The 21,569-nt window shown below is 56.0% G+C and carries 22 protein-coding genes; 12 read left to right on the forward strand and 10 right to left on the reverse strand.

Annotation, left to right across the window (positions count from 1 at the left end):
• Positions 1-225 precede the first annotated feature (225 nt).
• The 4 genes from ACLEXF_RS16320 (at position 226) to ACLEXF_RS16335 (ending at position 3,790) form a co-directional block, all read left to right on the forward strand.
• Positions 226-585, forward strand: coding sequence for a hypothetical protein (locus ACLEXF_RS16320; protein ID WP_114259932.1), 360 nt, complete (start codon positions 226-228; stop codon positions 583-585).
• Between the two features lie 16 nt (positions 586-601).
• Complete coding sequence (locus ACLEXF_RS16325) at positions 602-1,633, forward strand: major capsid protein (protein WP_114259931.1); 1,032 nt, start codon at positions 602-604, stop codon at positions 1,631-1,633.
• Between the two features lie 109 nt (positions 1,634-1,742).
• The gene (locus tag ACLEXF_RS16330; protein ID WP_102008051.1) at positions 1,743-1,937 is read left to right on the forward strand and encodes a hypothetical protein; all 195 of its coding nucleotides are present in this window, start codon (positions 1,743-1,745) and stop codon (positions 1,935-1,937) included.
• Positions 1,937-3,790, forward strand: a complete 1,854-nt coding sequence (locus ACLEXF_RS16335; RefSeq protein WP_117094758.1) for a hypothetical protein — start codon at positions 1,937-1,939, stop codon at positions 3,788-3,790. The genes ACLEXF_RS16330 and ACLEXF_RS16335 overlap by 1 nt, the downstream gene beginning before the upstream one ends.
• A 12-nt stretch (positions 3,791-3,802) precedes the next feature.
• Here ACLEXF_RS16335 and ACLEXF_RS16340 read toward each other — a convergent pair whose 3' ends face one another.
• Positions 3,803-5,020, reverse strand: a complete 1,218-nt coding sequence (locus ACLEXF_RS16340) for a tyrosine-type recombinase/integrase (RefSeq protein WP_114259929.1) — start codon at positions 5,018-5,020, stop codon at positions 3,803-3,805.
• A gap of 283 nt (positions 5,021-5,303) precedes the next feature.
• The gene (locus tag ACLEXF_RS16345) at positions 5,304-6,692 is read right to left on the reverse strand and encodes an MFS transporter (protein WP_043520921.1); all 1,389 of its coding nucleotides are present in this window, start codon (positions 6,690-6,692) and stop codon (positions 5,304-5,306) included.
• Between the two features lie 129 nt (positions 6,693-6,821).
• Here ACLEXF_RS16345 and ACLEXF_RS16350 point away from each other — a divergent pair, with 129 nt between their 5' ends.
• Positions 6,822-7,739 carry a LysR family transcriptional regulator gene (locus ACLEXF_RS16350; RefSeq protein ID WP_043520920.1) on the forward strand — a complete coding sequence of 306 codons (918 nt, stop codon included), beginning with the start codon at positions 6,822-6,824 and terminating at the stop codon, positions 7,737-7,739.
• 247 nt (positions 7,740-7,986) lie between these two features.
• Here ACLEXF_RS16350 and ACLEXF_RS16355 read toward each other — a convergent pair whose 3' ends face one another.
• The 4 genes from ACLEXF_RS16355 to ACLEXF_RS16370 are packed head-to-tail and all read right to left on the reverse strand — an operon-like array spanning position 7,987 to position 10,737.
• Positions 7,987-8,790 (reverse strand): carboxymuconolactone decarboxylase family protein, encoded by an 804-nt coding sequence (locus ACLEXF_RS16355; protein WP_043520918.1) that lies wholly within the window; start codon positions 8,788-8,790, stop codon positions 7,987-7,989.
• 32 nt (positions 8,791-8,822) lie between these two features.
• On the reverse strand, positions 8,823-9,842 hold the full coding sequence (locus ACLEXF_RS16360; RefSeq protein WP_004205333.1) for an aldo/keto reductase: 1,020 nt from the start codon (positions 9,840-9,842) through the stop codon (positions 8,823-8,825).
• A 20-nt stretch (positions 9,843-9,862) separates the two neighbouring features.
• Positions 9,863-10,426: an NAD(P)H-dependent oxidoreductase gene (locus tag ACLEXF_RS16365; RefSeq protein ID WP_043520917.1), complete on the reverse strand. Its 564-nt coding sequence runs from the start codon at positions 10,424-10,426 to the stop codon at positions 9,863-9,865.
• Positions 10,427-10,428: 2 nt separating this feature from the next.
• A complete protein-coding gene (locus ACLEXF_RS16370; RefSeq protein ID WP_017899806.1) occupies positions 10,429-10,737 on the reverse strand; it encodes a hypothetical protein in 309 nt (102 codons plus the stop codon).
• A gap of 138 nt (positions 10,738-10,875) precedes the next feature.
• Between ACLEXF_RS16370 and ACLEXF_RS16375 the strand changes: the two genes are divergently transcribed.
• Complete coding sequence (locus tag ACLEXF_RS16375) at positions 10,876-11,775, forward strand: LysR family transcriptional regulator (RefSeq protein ID WP_004205338.1); 900 nt, start codon at positions 10,876-10,878, stop codon at positions 11,773-11,775.
• A 160-nt stretch (positions 11,776-11,935) separates the two neighbouring features.
• Entirely contained in the window at positions 11,936-12,199 is a 264-nt protein-coding gene (locus ACLEXF_RS16380) for a hypothetical protein (RefSeq protein WP_004205339.1), read from the forward strand.
• 3 nt (positions 12,200-12,202) lie between these two features.
• Here ACLEXF_RS16380 and ACLEXF_RS16385 read toward each other — a convergent pair whose 3' ends face one another.
• Together ACLEXF_RS16385 and ACLEXF_RS16390 are read right to left on the reverse strand one after the other, a co-directional pair.
• Positions 12,203-12,775 (reverse strand): DUF1349 domain-containing protein, encoded by a 573-nt coding sequence (locus ACLEXF_RS16385; RefSeq protein ID WP_004205340.1) that lies wholly within the window; start codon positions 12,773-12,775, stop codon positions 12,203-12,205.
• Between the two features lie 18 nt (positions 12,776-12,793).
• Positions 12,794-13,087 (reverse strand): YciI family protein, encoded by a 294-nt coding sequence (locus tag ACLEXF_RS16390; protein ID WP_004205341.1) that lies wholly within the window; start codon positions 13,085-13,087, stop codon positions 12,794-12,796.
• A gap of 219 nt (positions 13,088-13,306) precedes the next feature.
• Between ACLEXF_RS16390 and ACLEXF_RS16395 the strand changes: the two genes are divergently transcribed.
• From ACLEXF_RS16395 to ACLEXF_RS16415, 5 genes are all read left to right on the forward strand, one after another.
• Positions 13,307-13,636 (forward strand): metalloregulator ArsR/SmtB family transcription factor, encoded by a 330-nt coding sequence (locus ACLEXF_RS16395; protein ID WP_004205342.1) that lies wholly within the window; start codon positions 13,307-13,309, stop codon positions 13,634-13,636.
• A gap of 52 nt (positions 13,637-13,688) precedes the next feature.
• Positions 13,689-14,981, forward strand: a complete 1,293-nt coding sequence (locus ACLEXF_RS16400; RefSeq protein WP_043520911.1) for an arsenic transporter — start codon at positions 13,689-13,691, stop codon at positions 14,979-14,981.
• 9 nt (positions 14,982-14,990) lie between these two features.
• The gene (gene arsC / locus ACLEXF_RS16405; protein ID WP_043520910.1) at positions 14,991-15,413 is read left to right on the forward strand and encodes a glutaredoxin-dependent arsenate reductase; all 423 of its coding nucleotides are present in this window, start codon (positions 14,991-14,993) and stop codon (positions 15,411-15,413) included.
• Positions 15,414-15,884: 471 nt separating this feature from the next.
• Entirely contained in the window at positions 15,885-17,438 is a 1,554-nt protein-coding gene (locus ACLEXF_RS16410) for a peptide MFS transporter (protein WP_043520908.1), read from the forward strand.
• A gap of 184 nt (positions 17,439-17,622) precedes the next feature.
• Positions 17,623-17,922, forward strand: coding sequence for a DUF1889 family protein (locus ACLEXF_RS16415; protein ID WP_004205347.1), 300 nt, complete (start codon positions 17,623-17,625; stop codon positions 17,920-17,922).
• A 264-nt stretch (positions 17,923-18,186) separates the two neighbouring features.
• On the opposite strand, the gene ACLEXF_RS16420 is transcribed toward ACLEXF_RS16415, so the two are convergent.
• Positions 18,187-19,635, reverse strand: a complete 1,449-nt coding sequence (locus ACLEXF_RS16420) for an MdtP family multidrug efflux transporter outer membrane subunit (protein ID WP_322357634.1) — start codon at positions 19,633-19,635, stop codon at positions 18,187-18,189.
• Positions 19,632-21,569, reverse strand: coding sequence for a multidrug efflux transporter permease subunit MdtO (mdtO, locus tag ACLEXF_RS16425; RefSeq protein WP_407259595.1), 1,938 nt, complete (start codon positions 21,567-21,569; stop codon positions 19,632-19,634). The genes ACLEXF_RS16420 and mdtO overlap by 4 nt, the downstream gene beginning before the upstream one ends.

Below are 21,569 nucleotides of genomic sequence, written 5' to 3' on the forward strand. Positions count from 1 at the left end.
GAGGCATTACGTGCTTCTACTAAACGAACCACAAAACCATAAAATCCAGAAAATGCACGACGATTTTAAAAATCTCAGCGAGGCGCAGAAACAGTTTATTGCCAAATCGCTAGACGTCTCTATGGATGAGGTGGACGCTCTTATTACTAAACTGTTAGCGCCTCAGAAAATCTCTATGCAAGACCGGATTAATCAACGAATTAATAAATAATAACAGGAAAAAACATGATCAATCTGACAGACCTATTTCCCTACCGTAAATCCCTCACAGACATTATCAGCTTCGCTACAGACTCATTTGCAGCAGTCGACAGTAAAACCTTTGCGTCTCTCCCTGCTGACGTAGAATGCGGAGATGCTATCACCTCTACAGGCGCTGCGTATACCAGCGGAGATGACATTCTCATCGTAGTTTCTGATTTTGTTAGCGCTGGCTCTAATAAGGCCGTAAATGTTCTACGTGCGCCTAACGTCGGCTCATACGTAGGATTAAAAATCGATAATGTTAATGTAGCTGATAAAGCAGCCGCTGTAGCAGCCCTTGAAGCTAAGGGATTTGTTTGCCGTGTATTCTACACATCATAATAATAAAGGATAAAAAATGACGAAATTAGCAATTGGGAGCGAAGTCGTAGACCTGGCTCCTATTTTCCAGGCATTGCCAGAACGCAACTACCTATTTAATGCTCTAGATTTATTTGATGGCGTAGGAATCACCTCTCCAAAAGTTATCGTTTCTCAGCTCGTAGAAGATAACTATTCCCTGTTCAACGAGCCTACCTCACGCGGATCAAGCGAACATAACGTAACGGCACGCCAGAACGGGCAGGAATGGTTGATTGAAGCGCCGTTCTTCCTGAGGGAGGACATGTTCACCCCAGCAGATGTGCAGGGCAAACGTAAACAAGGCACCCCCTTCGAGGAAACCGTAGCTGATCTTTATGCAGAGTATACCGCCAAACATAAGATTGCCTACATGCGTACTCGTGAGAGCTATCTTGCACGTGCTCTGTTCAAAGGTCAGGTGTATACACCGAAAACCAACGACCTGTTAATCGATTATTCAACGTTATTTGGTGTCTCTCCAATGACTCACACTGTGAGCGCAGCTACCCCAGCTAAAGATCTGGATGATGTGCTGGATAAAATCCAACAGGCAGCAGGCGGATTAGCCGGAATGATTGAGAGAGTGGTTGTATTCGCAAAGCCTGCGGCCTTTAGCTCCCTGCGTTTCTCTGATGCAATGGCTACTGCGTTCCAGTATGTAGCCCCATACGATAGCCGTAACATCGTATTCCAGCGTAATGAGCTATTGCCGGGTGTTAGTACATTCTCTATGCCAGGCAGCCCTATCGATGTTATCAAAGTGACTGATCCGCTACTCCTTGCACAGATGCCGGAAGATGCCGACATGATCGCTATCCCGGTATTTAGCAAAGGCTCTGGTGTCTATCAAGTGATGTATGGAGCAGCAAGCTCTACGTTTGCTCTGCTTGATGCGGCTCCGGCTGAATTCTATAGCTGGGGATACCAGAATGAGCGAGGCTCAGAGTGGAACTGTATCACCGAGAATACTGCGCTACCTGTCTCGCACGGGTTAGGTATGCAAGTGAAAATCACGCTCGGCTCGTAATACAATTTAATAATTTAGATTTAGGCCTGTTTGGGATTCCGACACATGAGAGCGCAAATCTCCGGGGTTCCTTTCAGGCCTTTTTTGTTTTCTATGGAGAAAACCTATTATGCAACTGATTTTAAAATCAAAATCCCACGGTATTCACATTGCGTTAGATGCCAACAACGCTACCGACCTGATAAAAATCAAGGCGTTGGCAGAGATGCTCGAAATTTCGTATCCTGCCCTGAAACAACGCATTTACAGAGGGCAGAATGTAGACACAGCTATCAGGGAACTCCTGGCTAAAGGAGGCGAATAATGTCATTAGATCTCTCCGTTAGTACTCTGAAAAATACCGTAACATTCGTAGTCGATAAAAGCAGCATTGCCACCGCGAAGAAAGCTGCTGATGACCTGCACAAATATTTCCAGAAGATACAAGACCCCAAAATCCGCTTTCAGCAGCAGAAACAACGTAGACAGAAGGCGCGCCAGATGGCTGATGATGCCCGATTTAACGATAAACCTCGTAATGCTGCCGAAATGAAAGCTCAGCGTGCGGCTGAGAAACAGAAAGCCAGGGAAGAAAAAGCCAATCTGAGAGCGCAGCAGCAGCTACAGCGCCGCCAGGAGACAGCAGAGCTAAAACTCCGTCATGCAGGGCTACAGCTAGGCGGGATTAAAGGTAAGTATGGATTAGATCCTAAGTCTCAATTTGAAGCTCTCCGCTACATCCGTCAACAAACAGAGGCTTTTGCTCAGGGACAAATTACCAGCGCCCGAATGAATGCTCTCATTCGTGAGCGCATCACCCTGGAGCGCAGGGCAGCAGCAGCCGCACAGAAAGCCGCTCAGGCACAGAAAACAAACTATGTTGGGGCTGCGAAGAAGTTCAAAGATCCTAACAGCAAAGAATTTGGCATTGCCAGATTGCAGAGTGCTGCAACGGGAATTGGGAGCATGTTCGCCGCAGGCAACCTCGCTGCACGTATTAAACAGACAGGGGATGAAAACCTCGAACTGATCAGGATGAGCGAGCGAGTTAAGACTAATCCTAATGCAATCAAGACGATGGTGACATGGGGTCAACAGCATGGCGTTGATTCCGCTAATACCTCAAAAGCCGTCGATAACATGAAAGACGTTCGAGAACGCCTTGCTATGACGGTTAACGATGCTCAGATGAAAAATGGCGAATGGAAAGGCGGAGACGGTGGGATCACTACCATCATGAACAAATTTGGATGGTCAAAGGAGCAGATCGGGAAATTCCAGGATTCCCCACTCGATTTTATCCAGGCAACCGTAAATGAAGGTCAACGTAGAGGGATGAAACAGGCTCAGATTGGTACGCTGATCGAGAGTTTAGGTGATGACCTGATGCACTACACTGACATGTTCATGAATAACGGGGCAGAGTTTATCAAGACGCTGAAACAGCTTAAAGAGAGCGGTCAGACGTTAAACGATGAACAAATAAAACAGATAATGGAGTACGGGGATCTTTCTACGAAAATGGCGGCTCTGACAAACGGCCTGGACATTAATCTGTTTACCGGGTTTATGGATGGATTTGGAAAATCTGGTGATCAACTAACTGAAAACACTAAGAATCTCAATGAAAGCGCTCATCTCCTCGGAGAGGGATTAGGCAATCTGGCTACACAGGTGACAGGTGCAACAGTGCAAATCAGTCAGAGCGTGCAGGCTATTAACGATTACCTAAAATCCAAGTTCCCTGAATGGTTTAGTGGTGATAACAACCAGCCTGCGGCCCAACAGCTATATAACGGGGCCATAGGCGGATCTGCGGATGCTGTGGCAGCTTGGATTAGGTCAAACACAGGAATCGATACGCAGAGCGTAGGACCGGCAGTAATGTCATGGCTGGGGATGGGACCATCATCAACAGGGACAGCAGCCAACCAATATGACACTAATGGCTCTCCTCTCCGTGATAGTGCTCAAGCGCTGCCATCAACCCCGGCAATGAGTTATCAGGTGAATCCTGTATTTAATTTAACAGTAGCCCCGGAGGTACCTCTGACCCTGGTTAGTGACGCCTCTAGACTCAGCGATTATATTGATTTTCAGGCGAGGGCTTCTGCCCGTAGTTTTGAACAATCATTAACATTGCAAATAAATAGCGGTCAATCAACCACAGGTGGCTAAAAGCAAGGGGCATTACGCCCCTTTTTCTATTTCTGGATATGATACAAGCTCTATTATTTGTTTTAATTCCTCCATGCTGGCCCCCTGGCTGTAGGTACGGAATGCTTCGGTTTTCGCCTTCTGCTCTGTGTGGCCCGTAATGCTGCCGATCCTGGTCTCGCTAACCCCGGCGCGGTCTAAGCAGGTGATAAACATTCCCCGCAAGCTGTGGAAGCATTGACGATCTGTAGCAGTAGGCAATACACGACGGCGTAGCCTGGTGAACGCTTGAGAGTAAAACGGGCCTTTTTTACCGTCAGCACGGTTAATCTTATTAGCCTGTGGGAATAGGTATTCTCCGTAGCTATGGCTTAGGTATACATCGACAATTGCAGCTAATCGGGAATGAAGAGGGACGTACCGTACCCCCGCCTTGGTCTTTGATTTCGAAATGTAGAAACAGCGTACACCTTCCACCGTTTGGATCTCTGACTTCTTGAGGCTTGCCAGTTCATCAAGGCGGCATCCTGAAAACAGTCCCATTACTATAATGTTCCTGATCTCCGGCTCTGCTGCATCCAGTAGTTTTTGCATCTGATCAGGCTCAAATGGTTCATAGCTTACAATGCTGGCTCTCGCTTCGAGGTTATGACCGTGAAAAGGGTTGCGGTCTGGTATGCCATCGTAGCGGCGCTTTGCAAACTCGTAGAGGCTCCCTAAACACGTTAGCCAGTTTTGACGAGATTGATCGGCGGCTCCCTTCTCCTTTTGTGTCTCGAGGAACTCAGTCACCAGGCGGCGGCCTATCCTTTCCAAAGCAATGTCCGGTTGTTTGGCACTTTCAAGGAATAGCTCAACGGCTCGCGCCGATTTGCTCAGTGTTGAATAAGAGCGGCGGTCTTTGTAGCTTTCGGCGTATTCGTCACGTAATAGGCACAAAGTGGGAATCGAACAGGATCGCGCTACGGGTTGAGGGCGGCTTTTGTTCTTCTTCCCTTCGGTATGCAAGGCGGCTATTGACTGCTGCAACCACTGATCGGGGTTGCTCGGATTGTACTTCCGCTTTAGCTCTTCCCATTCTAATAACAGGTGATTCCTGAACCGTCGAGCCTCATTGAGATCGCGGGTTGAAGTGGTTTTGCGCCACATCCGGCAAGGATATAAAAATCTGAGGTACTTAGGGACGAAGATCTGAAACATCCAGATTCCATCTTTTCGCTTGTAAAGGTAAGCCTGGCCCTTGATTGACACGATAATGATCCTCTATTATCACGTAATCAGTTACCTATGCTGATCGCAATATCGTTATCTGTCAGTAGGTTACAGAAGTGGAATGGATTTTTATTCGATTCCCTTCGCCCGCTCCAATTTCAAGTCTCCTGAAGTCTACCCAACTCAATTTTCCCTTGAAAAATAAGCGGTTATAGCTTTCTGTTAGTCTATTGAACTCCGACGGAGGACTCCACTTTGGTTGCCGGATCGGCGTTTTGCGCTGCTGGCGCTGGAGTCGTAGCGTTTAGTGATATTTTCGCACTTATCCTGTTTCCGCAGGATGAGTGATTTTACGCAACCGGCTCGCGCTGACGACGACCGATACCGCAGAGGCCGCGGCGGCGCTCCACAGCGCAACATGAATTGCCCTTTCATCTGCTGCCAGCAGAACGGCTACGGCGGCGGCTCCCAGGCACTGCCCGAAAGTGCGCATAATGGATAAAACACCGGACGCATAACTCGCGTGCTCACGAATAACGTTTGAGAGCATTTCCCGGTTATTGGGACTCTGAAAGCAGCCAAACCCTATTCCGCACACCAGACTTCGCAGGCAGATATCCCACATTGAAGGGCTGGCGGGTAACGTCGCCAGCAGGATCAAACCGACGACAAATATTACCAGCCCCAGGGTGGATATCGCCGGGGCTGATATCGTGTCCGCCCAACGGCCTGCATGCGGCGCAATCAGCACGATCCCTAATGGCCACGGCGTAAACAGCAGGGCAGACACTACCGGACTGTAGCCGTATTCGCTCTGAAACAGGAAGGGTAGCGCAATAAAGGTGATCCCCTGGCTGACAAAAGCAATCATCGACGTGAAAGCCGCGAGGGTAAAACGTTCATTTTTAAACATGGTCGGCGGCAGTAAGGGATGACCCGTGCGGCGGATTTGCCAGATAAAAGCCATGCCGCTCAGCGCAGCGAGGGCCATCCAGCTAAGGCTGCCGAATTGATAAGTGGCGTTCTGTAGGCTGTTCGCCGCCATGATCGTCGAACCCAACAGCAGCGCCGACAATATGGCGCCCAGGGTGTCGAAGGGCGCCTGTATACGGATCGCATCCCGCGGCAGCGCTCTGACCGCCAGCAGTAAGGCGAGGGTGCCGGGAAGAACGTTTATCGCAAACAGCCATTGCCAGCTCAGGGTGTGAAGGATCGTACCACCCAATACCGGGCCGATAGCGGAGCTGGAGGCAATGAGCAGGGCATGGAATCCCAGAATGCGGCCAAGTAATCGTCCGGGAAATACGGACCTGAGTATTGCGGGGGCAATACTCAGCGTTGCCGCGCCGCCGATCCCCTGAAGCACGCGCATACCGATAAGCACTTCGGGCTTATTCGCCAGCGCGCAACCCAGTGATGTCAGGGTAAAGGTCGTCAGGCCCGCCAGAAATACGGGGCGATAACCCAGACGGGCCGCAAGCGCCGCGAATATCGCCAGCGTCATCGCAGCCGCCAGCAGATACCCGTTGGCGAACCAGACGGCAATACCGGCAGGTACCTGCATCTCCTGAGCCATTGAGGGCAGGGCAATGTTGATCATGGTGCCATCAAACACGCCCATTAAGGTGGTGGTCATGATTGCGGCCATCACCCGTGCGCGCGCCGGGCCAGGCAGTCCTTCGTCGCCGGGTTGGCTGGAAAAGAGCGTCATCATTTGTCCTCTGAGAAGAGTGTATGGATGACAAAACTATAAAGATGGCTTTTACCAGGCGGAAGGCGCACTATTTTCACTTTATTGTTGCATCAAACGCCTTATCTTAATGTGCTGGGAGAAAGGGTAATGTCTGATCCCGATTTTAATTTGCTGGTAGCTCTCGACATATTGCTGAGTGAAGCGAGTGTCGCAGGTGCGGCACGTCGTCTGAACCTCAGCACCTCGGCCATGAGCCGAACATTAAGCAGGTTACGCGATGTCACAGGAGACCCGATCCTGGTGCGCGCCGGGCGTAACATGGTACTGACCCCGTGGGCCGAAGCGACCCGGGATCGCGCCAGGCGTGCAGTGCACGAGGCCAGGGCAGTATTGCAGCCCTCAACGGAAACGTTCTGCGCGCGAAGTCTGGCGCGTCTTTTTACCATCAGGGCAAACGATGGTTTTGTGGTGGCGTTTGGGCCTGCGCTCATCGCAGCGGTTGCCGACGCCGCGCCTGACGTCTGTATACGCTTCGCGCCTAAGCCGGAAAAAACGTCGCGCTATCTTCGGGAAGGGCTGGTTGATCTGGAGATTGGCGTTCAGAGTAATATGGGGCCAGAAATACGGCTGCAACGACTGTTTGAGGATCGGTTTGTTGGCGTCGTGCGTAAAGGGCACCCGTTGGCTAAGCAGGCAGAAATAGGCGTGAGTGATTATGTCGCCTGGGGCCATGTGGTAGCGTCACCCGAGGGCGCGTTGCACGGATCCGTTGACGATGCGCTGGCCGAACTGGGGACAAAACGTAAAATTGCGAGCGTCGTACCGGGATTTCCGACAGCACTGTCCGTGGCGCTGGAATCGGATCTTATCGCCATGATACCCGCACTCTATTTACTCAATCAGCAGGTAACGGACCAGGTACACGTTTTCGAGCTGCCGTTCAAAAGCCGTCGTATTACGGTATCGCAGATGTGGCACCCAAGGATGGAACGCGACCCCGGTCACCGCTGGCTGAGAAAGCAAATTCTTGCGATATGCGGTGGGGGGAGGTCAGTCATGGCCTGACCAAATAGACATGTCCGCGCTACAGTCTCGCCACAGCGATCGCTGCTTTCAAAGGATGAGACTCATGACGGCATACGGAACGGAAATTTTCTCAATGAGCGATCTGAACAGATTCACGATCGAAGTCTCCATACTTCGATAGACCGTTTATGTTCTTTCCGTGAGACCTAATCGAAAGCCCTCGTGGTACCTTTAAATTAACAATTAACGACGAATAAAGGACAGCTTCCCTGTCCTTTATTCTTTTTTATTCAGTTTTGCTCTCGCGCGATCGCAATACCTCACCGACCACAGGAGCAGCGGTAAACGCATTTGGCCATCCCGCGTAGAACGCCGCCTGGGCAACCACTTCTCCGGCCTCTTCAGCCGAAAGCCCATTATCCATGGCTCTGTTTAGGTGGTAGCCAATCTGCGCGCTCTGTCCGGCGGCGATTAACGCGCTGACCGTCACCAGGCTTCTGTCGCGGGGGGTAAGCGCGGGCCGTTGCCAGAGGTCGAGAAACAGCGGGTCGGCGGTAAATTTAACCAGGCCAGGCGAAATGGGGCCGACATTTTTCTCCACGGTATCTGCACGCTGCTTTTCTACCTGTTCATTGAGGGGCAGCAGCGTCGGCGAGGCGGCGGGCAGGGCCTCTGCCGTCACGCCCCTGGCTTCAAAGATGGCTTTAGCGACGCTGACGGCTGACATCGCATTGGGCCAGCCAGCGTAGAAGGCGAGGTGAGTAATGATCTCTGACACTTCCGCTGGCGTCACGCCGCTATCGAGCGCGACGGCAATATAGTGCTTCAGCTCTTCTGGCTGGTTGCGGGCAATCAGCATCGCCATGGTCACGATGCTACGGTCGCGGGCGGACAGGGCGTCACGTTGCCAGAGGTCGTTGCTGATGGCCTCGCGGCCGAAGCGCGCCAGCGCCGGCGACACCGCTTGAATATCAGCGTCCGTAAGGGTAGAAGGGGTAATTTTCATCATAGCTTCATCTCTTTGTTCGTTGGCATAAGCAAAATCAGACAGCACAAGCGACAAGGCTGCCGCGGCAATCACGTTTTTCATATTTGCTCCTTTCCGATCCACTGGGCGGATCGTTATCGCGTCCACACCTGAGGATGGTCTTTGGCTTGCGGCGTGTTTTGCGCCATCACGCCTGTGAGGAAGTGCGGCTGATAGGCTTCTTCCAGATAGCGGATTTCTTCCGGGCTCAGTTGAAGGGCTACAGCGTTGACCGCGCCGTCAACATGATGCTTTTGCGTGGCGCCGACCACCGGGGCGGTGACTTTAGTCAGCAGCCAGGCCAGCGAAATTTCGGTCATGGAGACCTGATGCCGTTCGGCAAGTTCGGCGACGCGGGCAATAATGCTCCGATCCTGCTCTGCCGTGCGGTCGTATTTGCCCCGGGCATAATCATCTTCCACCGCTCGCCGCGTGTGGCCTTCTAAGCGGGCGAGACGGCCGCTGGCCAGCGCGCTATAGGGAGTCATCGCGATATTATCTTCCGCGCACAGCCCGAACAGCTCTCGTTCGTCTTCACGCATAATCAGGTTGTAGTGGCTCTGCACAGAAACAAAGGACGTGAGCCCTTCGCGTTCGGCAAGGGCGTTCGCCTTCGCCAGCTGCCAGGCATAACAATTGGAAATGCCAATCGCGCGCACCTTGCCGGCGGCGACAGCGGCATGCAGCGCCTCCAGCACGTCGATAACCGGGGTGTTGTAATCCCAGATGTGGTAAATGTAGAGGTCGATGTAGTCCATCCCGAGGTTTCGCAGACTCTGGTCAAGCGAGCGGGTGATCGCCTGTTTTCCGCTGATCCCCCCGGCAATCTGGGCAGCGGTTCGTGGCAGAAACTTGGTGGCCAGCACCACATCCTCGCGTTTTGCCATCTCCCGCAGCGCCCGGCCAACGTACCGTTCGCTGGAGCCGTTCTGATAGGCGATGGCGGTATCGTAAAAATTGATGCCCTGTTCCAGCGCGTAGCGGATGATCTCCCTGCTGGCTGTTTCGTCCAGCGTCCAGCGATGCTGGCCCGTTGACGGATCGCCAAACCCCATACATCCCATGCAGATGCGGGAGACCAGTAAGTCACTCTTCCCGAGCCGGGTATACTGCATCTTTATTTTCTCCCTTTGGGTTATTCCACCAGAGTTTTAAGCCGTGCGATCAGTCTGGCCGCGTGTTCCCGGGCACGCGTTTTTTGCTGAGCGATTTTGTCGGCATCCCGGTCGGCGTAGCTAATGCCGCAGGTATAAACCGGCGCCAGCAGCTCAAGATTGCACAGCCTGGCCGTGGTCTCGAAGGGAAGGAGATACTCCTCAATGGCATGGCCAAAGAAACCGTCAGCGGTATAGAGCGTCTGTGGCGCTCCCGTGGTGAAGGAGAGGATCAGCTTTTTACCACCCAGTTTCGCCGTTGAGCCATGGGCGAAGCCGTGGACAAAGACCTCGTCCAGCCACTGTTTCATTAACCCGGGCAGCCCATACCAGCTAAAGGGAAACTGCCAGACAATCACATCCGCCTGCAGCAGGCTTTCCTGCTCTGCGGCGATGTTGAATTTGCCGTCCGGATAGAGCCAGTCCAGACGACGGATTTCCGCATCAGGCAGGGCGGTCGCCAGCTCATCGAGGATGTTGGCGTTGGCGATGGAATGGTTAAGATCCGGATGTCCGGAAACGATAAGGATATGAGGCTTTCTCATCGTTACTCCTGAGGTTTAAATTCGGCAGAGAAGAGGTTTTCCCAGTTAATAAACGAGCCGAGTGGAATACACTCGAAGGTTAATAAACCCGCCTTCGCCAGCGGAAATTCGGCCATGATGTTATTCGCCTCTTCCACGGTGTCGCACTCGAGGAAAATAGCGACGCCGGGTCGGTCCTGACGGAAATAGATGTCGCGGATAAAGCCAGATTTATACAGCCCCCAGGCATGGAGGGCTTCCGCGGTAAGGTGCGGCGCATAGTGTTCCAGCGTTGCGCCGGGCGCGGGGATATCCAGACATAAAATTCGCATCGTTGTCTCCGGAAAGTCGTTATCAGCGGGAAGAGACAAAAGTATACGAGCCACAGGGAGTGAAGATTAGGCGGTCATTGACTTAAGAATATTTAGCCTGTACTTAATAATCAGGCGAGACTGTCGCAAGGAGATGCTATGAATAACGCCCTTTATAATCAAATACGCATCTTTCAGAGCATTGCGCGCGAAGGCAATATCTCGGCCGCGGCGAGGAAATTAGAAATCACGCCGCCGTCTGTTAGCAATGCCCTCAAGTTGCTGGAGGAGCATATCGGTCATCCGCTTTTTGTGCGTACCACCCGGCGAATCGAGCTGACGGAAACTGGCCAACAGTTGCTGGAGCAAACCGCTGCGGCGGTCGAGGTTCTGGAAACATCGCTGGAGAGCCTCCGCGATCAGAATCGGGAACCCTCCGGGGCGGTGAGAATTACGCTCTCGCGCTTTGCCTACCTGCTTATTCTTAAACCGGCGATGGCGGCTTTCTGTCAGCAATACCCGGGGATCCAGCTGGAAATATCGGTCTATGACGGTACCGTCAATATCATTGAAGAACGATTCGACCTTGGGATCCGCTTTGGCGATATTCTCGAAGGCGGGGTGGTCGCCCGCCCGTTAATGAAACCGTTTCGCGAAGGGTTATATGCCTCCTCAGCCTATCTGGCCGAATATGGCGTGCCTGAGTCGCCCGCCGATCTCAGCCATCACCGGCTGATTGGCTATCGCTTTATTACCAACCACCGTATCCTGCCGCTGATCCTCAATGACCACGGCGAGCAACTCACCGTGGAGATGCCGGGGCAGTTAATCAGCAATGATATTGACGTCATGGCAGACGGTATCCGCCATGGACTGGGGATTGGCCGCTTGTTTGAACCTATCTGGCGGCTACAGCCCGATCGTGAACAGTTTCTACCGGTGATGGAGGACTACTGGAAAACCTATCCGCCGGTTTATCTCTATTACCCGAAAAACGCGGGTAAAACGAAAAGGGTGAAAGCCCTGATTGATTTTCTGATAGCGCATACCGCGGCATAAAGGCTATTTTGCGTGCGAAATGTCTGAAGACACCGGCACTGTCTTTCCCTCTGCCTTAACCCTATACTCCCTGCGGATAAAGCAGTTTTTTATCGCGGTGTAACGGCTTATCCCATCGTCAACGCGATGGGCGGGGAATTTCAATAAGGGAGAGGCAGCAATGGGCAGACGCTTAATGGTCTGTGTGTTCGCGCTGGTGGCGTTTTCAGCCACTGCAGCGCATGGCCATCACGGCCAGTCGGTAATATCGAGCGCCGACGGCGGCAACGGTTCGGACGGCGGCAGTAGCGATAACTCCTCAGGCAGGGCAGGGTGCCCGGGCGGCACCGATCCCGATAAGCACGGCCATTTTTACCTGCCCGGCACCCGCGAACCCTGCAATCCTGGCCCTCAGGATGCAGAGAAAGTCGGGTCTTCCCGCTAGCGTTCAGCTCAGATCGTGCAGCGCTTTGTCCAGCGGCGGGGAAAGCTGAATATCCCGAAATGCAACCGCCAGTCCGCCGCGCTCCGGTGAGCAGCACATAACGCCGGCTTTTACCGGGCCTGGCGGAAAGTAGCCAAGACGCAGCAGCGGCCAGCGCTCGCCGTCGGTCGAATACTGCAGCCTTAACGCATCGCCTTTGCGGGTCAGCCGTAGCCAGAAAGTGCGCGGGTCGCCGGGGAAAAGCCCGGTGGCCCAGTCGGAGTGGGTTAACGTCAGCACGCTGCCGATGGCCGGGGCATCGTCATTAAACTCAATCCCCGCTTTCAGCCAGGTCTGCTCGTCCGCCATCATCATCAGCCCGGCCTGGTCGTAAAGCGTGGTGAAATCCGCACAGATTTTTGCCTGCAGGGTAAAATCGCCCTCCACCTCAGCGGCATAAAGATGGCCGGAGAAGCGTTCGAAGCCATACCAGGTATGGCGCCAGAAGTCGGTATGCTTATCGGTGACCACCGTCAGGCCGTCGGCATCGCGGTGCCACTCGGCAGGTTCATTAATCCAGTGAAAGGATGGCTGCATTTTTCCTCCGGAACAGGCTTATAACAGCGACTGCAGCGCGGGCGACGCCATGCTGGCCTCAAAGGGAATAATCTCCGTATGGGCGAGGCCCAGCTGCTGGAAGGGATCCTGGCCCAGACGCGATTCCAGAATTTCCCGGCTGTCGCATTTCGCCAGAATCACCCCGCCGGTACGAGGAATACGGCGGCCGGAGGCGAGAAAGAGGCCGTCAGCATAGCATTTTTTGAGCCATTCGACGTGGGCGGGGATCGCGTTGTCAATCTCTTCGAGCGGTTTTATATACGTTAAAACAACCACATAAATCGTACTCATCCTGAAAACCCTGTCAATCCGATGGGATCTTCAGCCTGACACATTTCAATGATGGATAAAAGAAAGCGCGGCATTTTTGCGTGCTATTGAGCAGGAGGCGCGTGTTGCAACTGCAGGGAGATTTATCGCAGCTGTGAAAAAAACATATATGTATTTTCGAATGTATATTGATCTTTAATCGTGGTCCCGTATGCTGTCCGTCACGCTTGAGGAGAAACCATGTCTTTATTACCCCTGCAACTGTTCAAAAACCTCGCCGATGAAACCCGGCTGGGGATCGTGCTGTTGCTCAAGGCGCGGGGAGAGCTGTGCGTGTGCGATCTCTGTACGGCGCTCGCCCAGTCCCAGCCCAAGATCTCCCGCCATCTGGCAATGCTGCGGGAGAGTGGGCTGCTGCGGGATCGAAAACAGGGTAAGTGGGTCCATTATCGCCTCTCTCCGCAGATGCCGGCCTGGGCGGCGCAGGTGATTGAGCAGGCCTGGCTAAGTCAGCAGGACGATGTGCGGCTGATGATCAGCAGACTGACCGACGGGCCAGGTTGTCGGTAAAAAAATTTATCTTATCATATATGATTTTTCGAATGTGATTGGTGGAGGAACGATGTTGCTGGCAGGTGCGATTTTTGTCCTGACCCTGGTGCTGGTGATCTGGCAGCCGCGGGGGGTAGGGATCGGCTGGAGCGCGGCCTTTGGCGCGGCGCTGGCGCTGGTCACCGGTGGCGTACAGATAGCCGATATCCCGGTGGTGTGGCATATCGTCTGGAATGCCACCGCCACGTTTATCGCCGTGATCATTATCAGCCTGCTGCTCGACGAGTCCGGCTTTTTTGAATGGGCCGCGCTACACGTTTCCCGCTGGGGAAGAGGGCGGGGTCGTCTGCTGTTTACCTGGATTATCCTGCTCGGCGCGGCGGTGGCGGCGCTGTTTGCCAACGACGGCGCGGCGCTGATCCTCACGCCCATCGTAATTGCCATGCTGCGGGCGCTGGGGTTCAGTAAGGGAACGATGCTGGCCTTTGTCATGGCAGCCGGGTTTATTGCCGATACCGCCAGCCTGCCGCTGGTGGTGTCGAATTTAGTGAATATCGTGTCGGCAGATTTCTTTGCCATTGGCTTCAGGGAGTACGCTTCGGTGATGGTGCCGGTCGATCTCGCGGCAATCCTCTCCACCCTGGCGATGCTGCACTTGTTCTTTCGCAAGGATATCCCACCCGCCTGGGATATGGCGTTACTGAAAGCGCCGGCCACGGCGATAAAAGATCCGGCGACGTTCCGCACCGGCTGGGGCGTGCTGCTGCTGTTGCTGGTCGGCTTTTTCGTTCTTGACCCGCTGGGGATCCCGGTCAGCGCCATCGCGGCGCCGGGAGCGGGGATCCTGTTTGCTGTCGCGAAGCGCGGGCGGGTGATTAACACCGGCAAGGTGCTGCGCGGCGCCCCATGGCAGATTGTGATCTTCTCGCTGGGGATGTATCTGGTGGTGTATGGCCTGCGAAACGCCGGATTAACGGATTATCTGACCACGGTGCTGAACATGCTGGCGGAGCGCGGGCTGTGGGCCGCGACGCTGGGCACCGGTATCCTGTCGGCCTTCCTCTCTTCGATCATGAATAATATGCCCAGCGTACTGGTCGGCGCCCTGTCGATTGATGGCAGTGCGGCAACAGGGACGATCAAAGAGGCCATGATATATGCCAACGTCATCGGCTGCGATCTGGGGCCCAAAATCACGCCGATTGGTAGCCTGGCCACGCTGCTCTGGCTGCATGTGCTGACGCAGAAGCACATCACCATCGGTTGGGGGTATTATTTCCGCTGCGGCATCACCATGACCCTGCCGGTGCTGCTTGTGACGCTGGCCGCGCTGGCGCTGCGTCTCTCCTTCAATCAGCCATGAGAACGTGCTATGAGCATCACCATATACCATAACCCTGAATGCGGCACCTCGCGTAATACCCTGGCGCTGATCCGCAACAGCGGCGCTGAGCCCACCATTATCTATTATCTGGAGACGCCGCCGTCGCGCGATGAGCTGCGTCAGCTGATCGCCGCGATGGCGATCCCGGTGCGGGCGCTGCTGCGGCAAAACGTCGAACCCTACGATGCGCTGGGCCTGGCGGAAGACCGGTTTACAGATGACCAGTTAATCGACTTTATGCTCCAGCATCCGATCCTGATTAACCGCCCGATCGTGGTGACGCCGCGGGGCACCCGGCTCTGCCGCCCGTCAGAGGTGGTGCTGGAGATCCTGCCGGCGCCGCAAAAAGGCGCCTTCGTGAAGGAAGACGGTGAGCGGGTCATTGATCGGGCGGGGCAGCGTGTAAAATAGCGCGCAAAATGGCGCCGGCTATAGCAGCCGGCAAGCCTTGTAAATCCTGCCGCACGGTTGGCTCTCCGGGGGTAGCACCTGGATGGCTTAACAATATTCTCCCTTAGCGCTATTTCTGCCTCCTCCGGCCCGTTTCCCTTACTTTTGCTGTCGTTATATGCCCTGCCCGCACCGACGGTTTTTGTCCTTTGTTAATCAATCAACTTACTGTTTTTAATAAATAAAATTATGTATTCTGCACAATGGCATAATGTCAACGCCGTTTACGTTTTTGCGAACATTAAATCTATAAAACTAGATGTTTGTCGACTTTTCATCTAAAAAGGAACGGTAAGGGGCTGGACAAAACCACTGCATGGTTATCAAATGGTTAAAAATGCTCGTATCTGATGTTAAGACAAACAAATTATAAATCGTCAGCCCGCTTTATACGGTTAACTTGCGCTGCGGCGCACCTTTTCTGGAGAATTTATGCATTCCTCTGTTAATAAAAACGAAAGCCGTACCTTTTTCGGCCATCCTTATCCGCTGGGCTCCCTGTTCTTCACTGAAATGTGGGAGCGTTTCTCGTTTTACGGGATCCGTCCCTTACTGATCCTGTTTATGGCGGCGACGGTTTACGACGGCGGGATGGGGCTGGCGCGGGAGAACGCCTCGGCGATCGTCGGGATTTTTGCCGGCAGTATGTATCTGGCCGCGCTGCCGGGCGGCTGGCTGGCGGATAACTGGCTAGGCCAGCAGCGCGCCGTCTGGTACGGCTCGATTCTTATCGCCCTCGGGCACCTGTCGATCGCCCTGTCGGCATGGCTGGGCAACGACCTGTTCTTTATCGGCCTGATGTTTATCGTCCTCGGTTCCGGGTTGTTTAAAACCTGTATCTCGGTGATTGTCGGTACCCTGTATAAAAAAGGCGACGCGCGCCGCGACGGTGGTTTCTCGCTGTTCTACATGGGGATCAACATCGGCTCGTTTATCGCGCCGTTAATCTCCGGCTGGCTGATTAAATCCCATGGCTGGCACTGGGGCTTCGGCATCGGGGGGATCGGGATGCTGGTGGCGTTGATCATTTTCCGTCTCTTTGCCGTACCGTCGATGAAGCGCTATGACGCGGAGGTTGGCCTCGATTCCACCTGGAACAGCCCGGTGGCGAAAAAGAATGGCGTTGGGGCGTGGCTGCTGGCGCTGGCCCTGGGAGTGGCGGTGCTGGTCACGCTCATTAGCCTGGGCACGATCGTGATTAACCCGGTGGCGGTGGCCAGCGTGCTGGTCTATGTGATTGCCGCCTCCGTGGCGCTCTATTTCATCTGGCTGTTCGTCTTCGCCGGCCTGAGCCGTAAAGAGCGGGCGCGCCTGCTGGTATGCTTTATTTTGCTGGTCTCGGCGGCCTTTTTCTGGTCCGCGTTTGAACAGAAACCGACCTCCTTCAACCTGTTTGCTAACGACTACACCAACCGGATGATCGGCGGTTTTGAGATCCCCGCGGTCTGGTTCCAGTCGATTAACGCCTTGTTTATCATTCTGCTTGCGCCGGTCTTCAGCTGGGCGTGGCCAGCGCTGGCGCGCAAAAACGTCCGTCCGGGCAGTATGACCAAATTCGTCATTGGCATCCTGTGCGCGGCGGCGGGCTTTGGCCTGATGATGCTGGCGGCGCAGAACGTCCTGAACAACGGCGGGGCCGGTGTGTCGCCGCTGTGGCTGGTGGGCAGCATCCTGATGCTGACGCTCGGCGAACTGTGCCTGAGCCCGATTGGTCTGGCGACCATGACCCTGCTGGCGCCGGAGAGAATGCGCGGCCAGATGATGGGGCTGTGGTTCTGCGCCAGCGCGCTGGGTAACCTGGCGGCGGGGCTGATTGGCGGTCATGTGAAGGCCGATCAGCTGTCGCTGCTGCCGGACCTCTTTGCCCGCTGCTCTATCGCGCTGCTGATCTGCGCCGCCGTACTGGCCGTGCTGATTGTCCCGGTCCGCCGGATGCTGGAGAACAGTCAGTCCAGCGCCGCGCAAAAATCCGTCAGCAACGCCTGACGCGATCCCCAGGCCGGTCCCCCGGGACCGGCTTGTTTTTTGTCCAATCCCCGCCTCAGCTGTGCAAAATCCCCTTTTCTGAATGCGCGATGTCCCATAACGTGAGCGTGTTCTTTGAAATCACGTCGCTTTCCGGTCCATAGTGTAGCCAGGTTTACTATGTGGTTAATATAAGGACACACCTATGCCAGCAGTCATTGATAAAGCATTGGATTTCATCGGTGGTATGAATACGTCTGAGCCAGTACCACAGTCTATGGATGAAAGTACCGCGAAGGGAATTCTCAAATATTTGAAAGAACTGGGCGTGCCAGCCAGCCCGGCCGATGTCGCTGAGCGCGGTCAGCAGCAGGGCTGGAGCGCCGGGTTTACCGACAAAGTGGCGGAGTGGGCTGAACGGGTCGCCGCCGGCGAACGGCTGGTGATTAAGCATCCGGAATTCTTTTCCACCTACATGCGCGAAGAGCTGCGCGCCCTGGTGTAATCGCCGCGCATCAATCCCGCGTCTTCTGTTAAATGCCTTCCCCATCCGGGAAGGCATTCTTGCTGATGACAAACCTGTTTGGTTATTGTGCCCGCCTTTCTGCCGGGTGGCGGCTTCGCCTTACCCGGCCTACGAAAGGCAGCAATATCAAACCGTTATGCGGTTGGCTGTAGGCCCGCGCAAGCGCAGTGCCGCCGGGCAATCCCTGAAGATTGCCCTTTGGCTGCAGTTTGAATGCCTTCCCCTCCGGGGAAGGCATTTTTGTTACTGGCCGCGGTAGCCGCCGCCCAGGGCTTTGATCAGGGTAATGTCGGTGCTCAGCCGCTGGGCCTCAATGTCCAGCAGCAACAGCTGCTGGGCAAGAACCGCCCGTCGGGCCTCTTCGGCGGCGTAGCGGCTGAGCAGGCCGCGCTGATAATGGGCGCGAGCGCTGTCGGTGGTGGTCTGCGCCGCGGTGACCTTCAGCTGCTGCAGCGCACGCTGCTGATTCAGGTCGTTAAGCTGGCTGGAGCTGATGGCGACATCGCGAACCGCGTCCAGCACCGCCTGGTTGTACTGTTTGATCAGAATATTGCTGGCGGTGCGCACCGACTGCAGATTGGCGTTCAGACGACCGCCGTCGAAGATCGGCAGATAGAGCCCGGGCAGCAGGTTGATCTGCTGGAAAGAGGACTTAAACAGATCCCCGACGCTCAGGGCGTTATAGCCCCAGAACGCTTTGATATCAAAATGGGGATAGAAGGCCGCTTTCGCCGCGTCGACCTGGCTCAGGGAGGCGGTCACGTACCCGCGCAGCGCCTGCAGGTCCGGGCGGCGGGCCAGCAGCTCGAAAGAGAGCGACGGCGGTAGCGTCTCCTGGAGCGCAGGCAGCGCTACCGGATGGATCGCCGGCATGCTTTGCGCATCGGCGCCGATCAGCGCCCGCAGGGTTTCACGATACTGGGTCAGCATCCCCTCGGCGCTAATGATCTGCTGGCGGGCGGCGAGCTGTTCGGCCTGGGCGTTGGCCACATCCACGCTATCCTCCACACCGCGTTGGGTCCGGTGCTCGTGGGCCGTCACCGAGAACTGGGCAATGCCCTCCAGCTCCTGCAGCAGCGCGATTTTCTGGAATGTCGCCTGCATGGCGAAATAGAGCTGCGCCACGCTGCTGGCGATGTCGAGCTCAATGCCGGCGGTCTCCGCCAGCCGGGCGTTTTTCTCGCCAATGGCGGCGGCGACCCGGGCGCGATCGGCTCCCCAGAGATCGATATTCAGCTGCGCCCCGACGCCAACGGTGTTCAGCGTATACCACGGACCGTTCTTATCCACCGGCAGGGAGTAGGAGTAGGGCCAGCTAAAGGATTTGTCGGTGATCCGCAGGCGGTTTTGCGCCGCGACGGCGGTGGCCTGCAGGCCCATCGCCGACTGGGCGAGTTCCACCGTAGACTGCGACTGGGAGATGCGCAGCCGGGCGGCCTGCATGGTCGGCGAATTCTGCAGCGCCCGATTGATCAGCATATTGAGCTGAGGGTCATCGTAGGCCTCCCACCAGCGGGCTGCCGGCCAGTTGCTGTTCGCTAGGTGGATCACCTGCGCCAGCTGGGCCTGCTGCGGATTGACGATGGCGACCTGGGCAGGCTCGTCCTGAATCAGCGCGCAGCCGCTGAGCAGCGTCAGCGTCAGGGTAAGGAGAGTGTCGCGCAGCCGCGCGGAGAAAGGAAGGATCATCATGACGTTTTAGCCTGTTGCTCAGTCGCTATCGGTGTCGGGCCCCAGTCGGGCAGGGTGGCCAGCGCGGCGGCCAGCGCCGGGCCAAAGGGGTTAGTCAGGTCGGTGGCCAGCGGTTCGGCAGGGGCCGTTGCCTCCTGTTCGATACGTTCGGCGTAGCGCCGCAGCTGTTCGGCGCAGCGGGCCAGGGTCGGGTCTCCCGGCGCGGCGTTGAGCCGGTACCCTTCGGTGAGGCGGGCGATCTCCTCGGCCCGGGCGAGGGTGGCGCGCATCGGCCAGTTTTTCGCCTGGGGCCAGGGGTGGGCATACGTGCCCAGCGGTTCGGCGCGAACCCGATGGATAAGCGCTTCGCTGTCGGTGAAGGCGACAAACAGAGGGGCCAGCGGCACCGCATCGTGCGGGGCGGCGAGGCAGTCCGCCAGCCGGCGATAGAGTCCGGCGAGGCGCGATTTCAGCTGCGGCGCTTCGCTGTCCGGCCAGAGATATAAATGGACAATGGAGGAGACCAGCACCCCGAGCAGGATACCCAGCACCCGGTCCCGTAGCTCGGTGAGGTTAGTCAGCGGACCAAACCAGCTGAGGAAGGCCAGCGCAAAGGTGAAGCCAATCTGGATCCCGGCGTAGGCGATACGCTCCGAACCGGCGGCAATCCAGGCCGCCAGCGCCAGCACTGGCAGGGACATCGCCAGCAGCCCCGACAGCGAGTCGGTCCAGGGCTGGACAAAAACGATTAACAGCAGCGCCAGCAGAGTGGCGAACAGCGCGCCGCCGATGCGCAGCCACGTCTTTTGCATCGTGGCGCCCAGCCCGGGCTGGGCGACGATCACGCAGCTCAGCATAATGGTATGCAGTCCCTGCCAGTCGGCAGCGGTATAGAAGACATAGCAGATTAGCGTCGCCAGCAGGGTCTTGAGCGCAAAATGGAGATACGCCGGGTTGCGCCAGGCGTCCGGCGCTAGCAGGGGCGGCTTCTCCACCTCGCCCTGTGGCAGAGCAACGGGCTCACCCTGGGCCAGCCGCTGCAGAAGGGCTGCCATCGCCTGCAGAACGGCGCGATTGACGCCGCGGCCGCTGAGCGCCAGGGGAGGAATAGCGCCGTCAAACGGCCCCTCGCTGAGGGCACTCTTCAGCTGCAGCACCGCCTGCGACAGCCGCAGGCGATCGTCGCTATCGGCCTCGTCCGCTTGCAGCAGCGCCGCCAGCTGGTAGCAGCGCAGGGTGGCGGCCAGCCGCGAGCGCCAGGCCTGGGGATCGGCGGCGATCTCCGGCGTCGCCCGGCTGGCCTGGGCGAACAGCGACTGCAGCTGGTTGAACTGCGCGGCGGTCTCGCCGAAGGTCGGTGGCGCTTCAGCGTCCGGGTCTGCCAGCCGGCTGGCGACCGCCTGCAGCATCTCCGCCAGACGCGCCTTAAACTGGTTGCCGGGAAAGGCCTGCTGAAAACAGGCGTTGACCAGCAGGGTGACGAGGATCGCGGTGTTAATCGCCACCCACAGCCAGAGCAGCAGCCGCACCAGGATTTCACTCTGGCTGGTCATCGACGGGAAGGTTTGGGCGTAAATCACCGCCAGCGCCACCACGAAAAAGGCCAGTCCCAGCTTGCCCAGCACCCGCATTAGATAGATGGCGCAGAAAAAGAGCGCCACGGAGGCCGCCAGGCGGATCAGCGGGTAGTCATAGGTCCACTTGATGATCAGCAGCACGCCGCCGAGCGCCACGCTGACGGTGACAAAAAAGACCACGCTGACTAACTTAATCATCAACACGTTAGGCTGGCTGACGTAGAACACGACGATCAGCGCGACGGCCAGAAAGGGGATCTGCAGGGTCATGAACAGGGTGATGAGCACCGCACAGCTCAGCGTCAGGCGCAGCGTGTAGCTGGCGCGTCCCGGTGCGTCGCGCAGTTCCTGGCGTAAAAAATGGGCGAGAGGAAACAT

Source organism: Klebsiella pneumoniae complex sp. WS1778 (assembly GCF_049472055.1).
GTDB classification, from domain to species: Bacteria; Pseudomonadota; Gammaproteobacteria; order Enterobacterales; family Enterobacteriaceae; genus Klebsiella; species Klebsiella quasipneumoniae.